Source organism: Streptomyces sp. (genome assembly GCF_035563135.1).
GTDB lineage: Bacteria > Actinomycetota > Actinomycetes > Streptomycetales > Streptomycetaceae > Streptomyces.
Window position 1 is genome coordinate 1 of sequence record NZ_DATMVN010000525.1, and the last position, 8,579, is coordinate 8,579.

At 71.4% G+C, this 8,579-nt stretch carries 6 protein-coding genes and 1 pseudogene; 1 reads left to right on the forward strand and 6 read right to left on the reverse strand.

Annotated elements, in window-relative coordinates; all coding sequences use genetic code 11:
- The coding region (locus VN520_RS23310) for an FAD-dependent monooxygenase (RefSeq protein WP_325748892.1) at nucleotides 1-1,938 on the reverse strand (1,938 nt) is incomplete at its 3' end.
- Nucleotides 1,939-1,942: 4 nt separating this feature from the next.
- On the reverse strand, nucleotides 1,943-2,770 hold the full coding sequence (locus VN520_RS23315; protein WP_325748893.1) for an enoyl-CoA hydratase family protein: 828 nt from the start codon (nucleotides 2,768-2,770) through the stop codon (nucleotides 1,943-1,945).
- 292 nt (nucleotides 2,771-3,062) lie between these two features.
- Here VN520_RS23315 and VN520_RS23320 point away from each other — a divergent pair, with 292 nt between their 5' ends.
- Nucleotides 3,063-3,521, forward strand: coding sequence for an ATP-binding protein (locus tag VN520_RS23320; RefSeq protein WP_325748894.1), 459 nt, complete (start codon nucleotides 3,063-3,065; stop codon nucleotides 3,519-3,521).
- On the opposite strand, the gene VN520_RS23325 is transcribed toward VN520_RS23320, so the two are convergent.
- From VN520_RS23325 to VN520_RS23340, 4 genes and pseudogenes are all read right to left on the reverse strand, one after another.
- The gene (locus VN520_RS23325) at nucleotides 3,469-4,947 is read right to left on the reverse strand and encodes an amino acid permease (protein ID WP_325748895.1); all 1,479 of its coding nucleotides are present in this window, start codon (nucleotides 4,945-4,947) and stop codon (nucleotides 3,469-3,471) included. The genes VN520_RS23320 and VN520_RS23325 overlap by 53 nt on opposite strands.
- A gap of 177 nt (nucleotides 4,948-5,124) precedes the next feature.
- Nucleotides 5,125-6,141 carry an ornithine carbamoyltransferase gene (argF, locus tag VN520_RS23330; RefSeq protein WP_325748896.1) on the reverse strand — a complete coding sequence of 339 codons (1,017 nt, stop codon included), beginning with the start codon at nucleotides 6,139-6,141 and terminating at the stop codon, nucleotides 5,125-5,127.
- A gap of 166 nt (nucleotides 6,142-6,307) precedes the next feature.
- On the reverse strand, nucleotides 6,308-7,540 hold the full coding sequence (locus VN520_RS23335) for an arginine deiminase (RefSeq protein WP_325748897.1): 1,233 nt from the start codon (nucleotides 7,538-7,540) through the stop codon (nucleotides 6,308-6,310).
- A 67-nt stretch (nucleotides 7,541-7,607) separates the two neighbouring features.
- Nucleotides 7,608-8,579, reverse strand: a pseudogene (locus VN520_RS23340) (polynucleotide kinase-phosphatase); the annotation flags it as partial.

Consider the following 8,579-nt stretch of genomic DNA (forward strand, 5'->3'; position numbering starts at 1 on the left):
TGCGTCGGCGCCGTGGGCGGCGAAGGCGCGGGCGACCGCCAGGGCGTCGTTGTCGCTGATGCCGCCCGGCGCCCAGTCCGTGGCGGAGATCCGTACGGTCATGGGCCGGTCCCCGGGCCACACGGCGCGGACCGCGTCGAAGACCTCCAGGGGGAAGCGGAGCCGGTTTTCCAGGGGCCCGCCGTAGGCGTCGGTGCGCAGGTTGGTGAGCGGGGAGAGGAAGCCGGAGAGCAGGTAGCCGTGGGCGCAGTGCAGTTCGAGGAGGTCGAATCCGCAGCGGCCGGCCCGCCGGGCGGCCTCGGTGAACCGCTCCCGGACCGCGTCCATACCGGCCCTGTCCAGCTCCTGCGGGATCTGGTTGACCCCTTGCGCGTACGGAAGGGGTGAGGCGGCGCTGACCGGCCAGTTGCCTTCGTCCAGGGGCTGGTCGATGCCGTCCCACATCAGCCGGGTCGAGCCCTTGCGGCCGGAGTGGCCCAGCTGGACACCGATCGCGGTGCCGGGGGCGGCGTCGTGGACGAAGCGTGTGATCCTGGTCCAGCCTTCGGCCTGGTCGTCGGACCACAGCCCGGTGCACCCGGGGCTGACGCGGCCTTCGGGGCTCACGCAGACCATCTCGGTCATGACCAGACCGGCGCCGCCGAGTGCCCGTGCCCCGAGGTGGACCAGGTGGAAGTCACCGGGCATGCCGTCGACGGCGGAGTACATGTCCATGGGCGAGACGACGACACGGTTGCGGAGTTCGAGGCCGCGCAGCCGCAGCGGGGTGAACATCGGCGGGGTGCCGGGCGGGCAGCCGAACTCCTCCTCGACGGCCCGGGTGAAGCCGGGGTCGCGGAGCCGCAGGTTGTCGTGGGTGACGCGGCGGCTGCGGGTGAGGAGGTTGAAGGCGAACCGCAGGGGCGGCTGGTCCACATGGCGCGGGAGCTCCTCGAACCAGCGCAGGCTGGCCGCGGCGGCGCGCTGGGTGGACAGGACGACGGGCCGGCGCTCGGCCTCGTACGCGGCGAGGGCGGTGGGCAGGTCGGGCTGTTCCTCGATGCAGGCGGCCAGGGCGAGGGCGTCCTCGACGGCGAGCTTGGTGCCGGAGCCGATGGAGAAGTGGGCGGTGTGCGCGGCGTCGCCGATGAGGACCGTGCTGCCGTGCGACCAGCGGGCGTTGGCAACGGTCGCGAAGGTGAGCCAGGAGGACTTGCCGGAGCGCAGCGGCCGGCCGCCGAGGGCCTCGGCGAAGACCTCGGCGCAGCGTTCGGCCGACTGCGCGGTGTCGCAGGTGTCGAGCCCGGCGGCCCGCCAGACCTCTTCGCGCATCTCGACGATGACGGTGGAGGCACCGGCCGAGAAGGGATAGGCGTGCAGCTGCATCACGCCGTACCCGGTCTCGGCGATCTCGAAGCGGAAGGCGTCGAAGGCGAAGTCGGCAGCGAGCCAGATGTAGCGGTTGCGGTGGTCGGTGACCGTGGGACGGAAGTGACGGGCGTAGGCCTCGCGGGTGGTGCTGTGCACCCCGTCGGCGGCGACGACCAGGTCGTGGCCGGCGGCGAGTTCCGCTGCGGACGGCGCGGCGGTCCTGAAGCGGAGCCGGACGCCGAGGGACGCGCAGCGCTCGTGCAGGATCCGCAGGAGCGTACGGCGGCCGAGTGCGGTGAAACCGTGACCGCCGGAGGTCTGCGTGGCGCCCCGGTGCACGACGTCGATGGTGTCCCAGCGTACGGACGCGTCGCTCAGGGCCCGGTACACGACGGGGTCGGCGTGTTCGATGCCGCCGAGCGTCTCGTCGGAGAGGACCACACCGAAGCCGAAGGTGTCGTCGGGGGCGTTGCGCTCCCATACGGTGATCTCACGGCCGGGGCCCAGCCGCTTGAGGAGGGCGGCGGCGTAGAGCCCGCCGGGTCCGCCGCCGATGACCGCGATCCGCCCCGTGTCCGAGGAGGACATCGCGCTACCTGCCCCGCCACTTCGGCGGCCGCTTCTCGGTGAAGGCGGCGTGGAATTCGGCGTAGTCCTCGCCGTTCATGAGGAGGGCCTGGGTGGCGGCGTCCATCTCGACGGCTGCGGCGAGCGGCATGTCGAGCTCGGCGGTGAGCAGCGCCTTCGTCTGGGCCAGGGCCAGCGCCGGCCCGTCGGCGAGCCGTTCGGCCAGGGCTGCGGCACGGGTACCGGCCTCCCCTTCGCCGGTCAGCTCGCTGATCAGGCCGATGCGCTCGGCCTCCGGGGCGCGGACGGGCTCGCCGAGCATCAGGATCCGGGTGGCGTGGCCGAGGCCGACGACACGGGGCAGGAGGTAGGCGGCGCCCATGTCGCCGCCGGACAGTCCCACGGCGGTGAAGAGGAAGGCGAAACGCGCGGACGGGTCGGCGATCCGGAAGTCGGCGGCCAGGGCGAGGACCGCCCCGGCGCCCGCGGCCACTCCGTGGACGGCGGCGACGACGGGGAAGGGGCACTCCCGGACGGCCCGGACGACCTGGCCGGTCATCCGGTTGAAATCGAGGAGCTGCGCGGTGTCCATCGCGAGGGTCGCGCCGATGATCTCGTCGACATCACCGCCGGAGCAGAACCCGCGCCCTTCACCGGCGAGCACGAGGGCACGTACGGAACGTTCGCGGGAGAGTTCCGCGAGGAGGTCACGGAGGTCGGCGTACGCACCGAAGGTGAGGGCGTTGAGCTTCTCGGGCCGGGCGAGCGTGACGGTCGCCACACCGCCCTCCGTCGTCAGGCGCAGATGCTTCCAGCGCTCCGTGCGCGGGGCGGAGCCGGTGAACGGGCTCATGGGAGGGTCCCCTCCAGCCGTCGGGCTGCTGCTGATGCGCTTCGAAGCTATCACCCGTCTGTGACTTCCGTCATGAGTACGCGACAGAGCGGCCCCGCCACTGTGGCGAAGGTCCCTTTTGCGCCGGTCGGCTGCCTCTATGTCTGCGGCGTCGCGCTTCGTATGGTTGAACGCAGGAAGTCCTGGTACAGAACCTGCACCCCCTGGCGACGGAGGGTGCGCCCCCGGGCGCAGCCGCCCCGGAACGACGGTCCCCTGCCGGATGTCTCGCTCCCGAACGGATACCCCCGCCTTGCCCCCCGACGTCCCCGCGCCACCGCCCCCCTCCTGGCGCATCGCCCTGCCGCACTCCACGGCCGCGGTGCCGATCGCCCGCGCCCTGGTCCGTACGGCGCTGGCGGACCTCGACGCGCCCGCGGACAGCGACACCGCCGAGCTGCTGACCGCCGAGCTGGTCGCCAACGCCGTGGAGCACACCGACGGCTCGGGGCCCATCGAGCTGGTGGTCGAACTTCTGGCGTCCGGCTGCCAGGTGGAGGTCCACGACCACGACCCGGGGCCGCCCGGGGACCTCTCCCGCCTGCTGCCCGGCAGTACGCCGGATCCCTGGCAGGAGCACGGCCGGGGGCTGCTCCTGATCCGCGCCCTGAGCTCGGCCTGCGGTCACCGCCCCACCGAGCACGGCAAGGCGGTCTGGTTCACGCTCCGGTCGGGCCCGGTGCCGCCCGGTCCTGCGGCTCCCCGGAGCTGACGAGCCGGGAACGGCTGCGGCCGTACACCGCGTACACCAGGGCGCCCGCCGCCAGGAACACCACGAACTGCACCCAGGTCGTCCAGCCCGTCCCGTACATCAGGTACAGACAGAAGCCGACGCCCAGGATCGGGCTGACGGGGTAGAACGGCACCCGGAAGGAACGCTTGAGCTCCGGGTTGCGGCGACGCAGCGCGATGACGGCGACATTGACCACCGCCATGGTGGCGAGCGTGCCGATGGTCGTCAGGTTCACGACGACGTCGAGGGACGAGAACGCGGCCGGGACGGCGAAGACGGCGGCCACGATCCACGTGTTGGCGACCGGGGTGCGGGTCTTGGGCGACACCCGTTCGAAGACCCGGGGGATCAGCCCGTCGCGGGACATCGACATCAGGATGCGGGTCTGGCCGTACATCACCGCCAGGACGACGGACGCGATGGCGACCACCGCACCGAAGGCGATGATCCCGCCGCCGACGCCCGATCCGGTGACCTTGTCGACGACCAGGGACAGAGCGGCCGCCTTGTCCCCCACGGCGTCGGCGCCGAGCGCCCCGATCGCGCCGAGGGCGACCGCGCAGTAGAGCAGCGTGACCACGCCGATGCAGATCATGATCGCGATCGGGATGTTCCGGCGGGGATTCCTGACCTCTTCGCCCGCGGTGGTGATGGCGTCGAAGCCGATGTACGAGAAGAACGCCACGGACGCGCCGGCGGTGACGCCCGCCACCCCGTGCGGGGCGAACGGCGAGAGGTGCCCGTCCTCGAACGCGGTGAAGGCGATCACGCAGAAGGCGACGAGGATGCCGATCTTCAGCACCGCCATCGCCGCGGTGGCCCCCGCGCTCTCCCTGATGCCGCGCACCAGCAGGGTGGCCGCCATCATGACCACGACCACCGCCGGCAGGTTGATCACGCCGCCGTCGCCGGGCCCGGAGGAGAGCGCCTCGGGGAGGTTCCAGCCGATGAGGCTGTCCAGCAGTTCGTTGACGTACTGGCTCCAGCCGACCGCGACCGCGGAGACCGAGACGCCGTACTCCAGGAGCAGGCACCAGCCGACGAGGAACGCGATCCGCTCCCCGAGCGTGGCGTAGGCGAAGGAGTAGGAGCTGCCGGAGACCGGGATGGCGCCGCCGAGCTCGGCGAAGGAGAAGGCGGTGAAGACGCAGGTGATGGCGGCGAGGACGAACGAGACCACCACGGCGGGGCCCGCCTCGGCGACGCTGTCGGACAGCCCGACGAAGATCCCGGTGCCGACGATCGCTCCGACACCGAAGCACACGAGCTGGAACAGCCCCATGGTGCGCCGCAGGCCGTGGCCTTCGAGATCGGCTCCGGACTCGGCGAGCAGCAGATCGGGGCTCTTGATGCGCGCCCCGGCCCTGCGCGAGGGCCCTGGCGGGGTGGGGGAGGCGGGACTCATGGGGGGACGAGGTCTCTTCTCTGGTGGTGCGGGGGACCGAGCCGGTGGGGAGGCTCACACCTGGGCACGCGCTCCGGACCGGGCACATGAAAAGGGGTTCGGACGTGCGAGCCCGAACCCCACCAAGTAGCACCATCGTAGCCACTTGCATGCATGTTCACCCAATCGGGTGCATGTTCATGCGCTCTGCGCGTTGCCTGCCAGCGTGGCGACGAGGACCGCCTTGATCGTGTGCATCCGGTTCTCGGCCTCGTCGAAGACCACCGAGTGCCGGGACTCGAAGACCTCGTCGGTGACCTCCAGCTCCGACAGGCCGTGCCGGGCGTGGATGTCCCTGGCCACCTTCGTGCCGAGGTCGTGGAAGGCCGGGAGGCAGTGCAGGAACTTCACGCCGTCGTTGCCCGTCGCCCGCAGGACGTCCATGGTCACGGCGTACGGCGCGAGTGCGGCGATGCGCTCGTCCCAGACCTCCTTGGGCTCCCCCATGGAGACCCACACGTCGGTGACGACGAAGTCGGCGCCGCGGACGCCCTCGGTGACGTCCTCGGTGAGGGTGATGCGCGCGCCGCTGGATTCCGCGAGCTCGTGGGCCCGGTCCACGACCTCCCGCACCGGCCAGTAGGCGGCGGGTGCGACGATCCGGACGTCCATGCCGAGCAGGGCTGCGGTGATCAGGTAGGAGTTGCCCATGTTGAACCGGGCGTCGCCCAGGTAGGCGAAAGTGATCTCCTCCAGGGGCTTCGCGCTGTGCTCGGTCATCGTGAGGACGTCGGCGAGCATCTGGGTGGGGTGCCAGTCATCGGTGAGGCCGTTGTAGACGGGCACACCTCCGTGCGCCGCCAGCTCCTCGACGGTCTGCTGGCTGTCGCCCCGGTACTCGATGCCGTCGAACATCCGGCCGAGCACCCTGGCGGTGTCCTTCACCGACTCCTTGTGCCCGATCTGGGAGCCGGAGGGGTCGAGGTACGTCGTGGACGCACCCTGGTCGGCGGCGGCCACCTCGAAGGCGCAGCGGGTGCGCGTCGAGGTCTTCTCGAAGATCAGGGCGATGTTCCTGCCACGCAGCCGTTGCACCTCCTCACCCGCCTTCTTGGCCGCCTTGAGCTCGGCGGACAGGGCGATCAGGCCGCGGAACTCCTCGGCCGTGAAGTCCAGCTCCTTGAGGAAATGGCGGCCTGTGAGGTCTATGGCCATGGTGACTGCTCCTGGGTCGAACGGCGGGACGGGAGAATCGCCCTGGAAGTCTATACGAGGATACGCATTGCTATACAGGGGTGCCCGTCCTTCCGCTCCCCGTGCTCCACGACCTCTGATCCCCTGCGCCTTCCGCTCCGCTCCACGGCCGCCTCCCGGCGGGCCGTCACACGGGATCGCGTACCACCGGGCAGCTCATGCAGCGCGGACCGCCCCGGCCCCGCCCGAGCTCGCTGCCCCGGATCTCGATGACCTCGATGCCTTGCTTGCGCAGATAGGTGTTGGTGGTGGCGTTGCGCTCGTAGGCGACGACGACCCCGGGCTCCACGGCCAGCACGTTGCACCCGTCGTCCCACTGCTCCCGCTCCGCCGCGTGCACGTCCTGGGTGGCGGTGAGCACCCGGACCGCGTCCAGGCCGAGCGCGGCGGCGATCGCCCGGTGCATGTGCTCGGGCGGGTGGTCGGTGACCTTCAGTTCACGCGGGCCGATGCCGGGCTCGATCGTGTAGGAGCGGAGCATGCCGAGTCCGGCGTACTTGGTGAAGGTGTCCCCGTCGACCATCGTCATCACCGTGTCGAGGTGCATGAACGCCCGGCGCTTGGGCATGTCGAGCGCCACGATCGTCCGGGCCGACCCTGCGTCGAAGAGCCCTCTGGCCAGCATCTCCACGGCCTGCGGGGTGGTGCGTTCGCTCATCCCGATCAGGACGGCGCCCTGGCCGATGACGAGGACGTCACCGCCCTCGATGGTGGACGGATAGTCGTCCTGGCCCTCCGACCAGTGGTGGAAGACACCCGCCTCGGGGCCGGTGAAGAGGGGGTGGTGCCGGTAGATCGCCTCGAAGTGCACGGTCTCGCGCTGCCTGGCCGGCCAGCGCATCGCGTTGATGGACACACCGTCGTAGATCCAGGCGGAGGTGTCGCGGGTGAAGAGGTGGTTGGGCAGGGGACTGAGCAGGAAGTCGTCCAGATCCATGACGTGGAAGCGGACGGAGGTCGGTTCGGCGTGCCGCTCCAGGAACTCCCGCTTCGTCATCCCGCCGACCAGGGCCTCGGCCAGCTCCGCGGCGGGCAGCTCCTCGAAGGCGGCGCGCAGGTGCTCGGTGGCGAGCGGACCGTACTCCTTCTCGGCGAAGACCCGGTCGAGGACGAGCCGCCTGGCCACCGGGATGTCGAGGGACTCCCGGAGCAGTTCCCCGAAGAAGTGCACCTCCACGCCCCGGTCGCGCAGCACGTCGGCGAAGCCGTCGTGCTCCTCCCTGGCGCGGCGCACCCAGAGCACGTCGTCGAACAGGAGCGCGTCCCTGTTGCTGGGGGTGAGCCGCTTCAGCTCCAGATCGGGGCGGTGCAGGATGACGCGGCGCAGCCGCCCGGCCTCGGAATCGACATGGAATCCCATGTCCTCATCCTCACCGCGCGGGGCGCCGTTCACCCTGCGAACCGCCACCCGATTCGGGCGGGCCGTCCTACAGCCGGGGGTCGACGGGCTCCGACTCCAGGGCCAGCACCGCGAAGACCGCCTCGTGGATCCGCCACAGCGGCTCCCCGTCGGCCAGCCGGTCGAGCGCCTCGAGACCGAGGGCGTATTCCCGCAGGGCCAGCGACCTTTTGTGGCCGAGGGACCGGGAACGCAGCCGCTCCAGATTCTCCGGTCGCGTGTACTCGGGACCGTAGATGATCCGCAGGTACTCCCGGCCGCGCACCTTGATCCCCGGCTGGACCAGCCTGCCCTTCGCGTCCCGGACGAGGGCGCCGAGCGGCTTGACGACCATGCCCTCGCCACCGCGGCCGGTCATCTCCAGCCACCAGTCGGTGCCGGAGCGCACGGAGGCCTCGTCACCCGTCTCGACGACGAGACGCCGGGTGACCTGGAGCAGACCGGTCGGGTCGTGCTCGACGAGACGGTCCAGCCACGCCAGCTGCTCGTCGTGCGGTACGGAGGCCAACGAGCGGCCCTGCACCGCGAGGATCTGGAACGGCGCGATGCGGACACCGTCGAGCCCTTCGGTGCTCCAGCAGTAACGGCGGTACGCCTCCGTGAAGGCGGCGGCGTCCGCGGCGCGCCCCTGCTGGCGGCCGGCGAGGGCGGCGACATCGACGCCACGGGCGGCCGCCGCGGCCAGGGCCTCGTCCGCCACGGGCAGGACCGCGCCGGCGGCGGCCCCCACCGCCGCGTACTGCGAGCGCAGCAGCCCGGCGGCCTTGAGGGACCAGGGCATCAGTTCGGCGTCGAGCACCACCCAGTCGGTGCTCCACTCCTCCCAGAGTCCGGCGGCGGTGACGGCCGTGCGCAGTCGGCCGAGGACGACCTCGGTGAGTGCCGTGTCGTCCAGGAACGGCCGTCCGGTGCGGGTGTACAGAGCACCGGTGGGACCTCCCCCACCGCCGGAGGCGTGGGAGGTCCCCCCGTCACCGAAGCGCTCGCGGGCGGCGCCGGC

Coding starts and splice junctions, on each gene's coding strand:
- VN520_RS23315 (WP_325748893.1), bottom strand. CDS start 2,770: ATGAGCCCGTTCACCGGCTCCGCCCCGCGCACGGAGCGCTGGAAGCAT.
- VN520_RS23325 (WP_325748895.1), bottom strand. CDS start 4,947: ATGAGTCCCGCCTCCCCCACCCCGCCAGGGCCCTCGCGCAGGGCCGGG.
- argF (WP_325748896.1), bottom strand. CDS start 6,141: ATGGCCATAGACCTCACAGGCCGCCATTTCCTCAAGGAGCTGGACTTC.
- VN520_RS23335 (WP_325748897.1), bottom strand. CDS start 7,540: ATGGGATTCCATGTCGATTCCGAGGCCGGGCGGCTGCGCCGCGTCATC.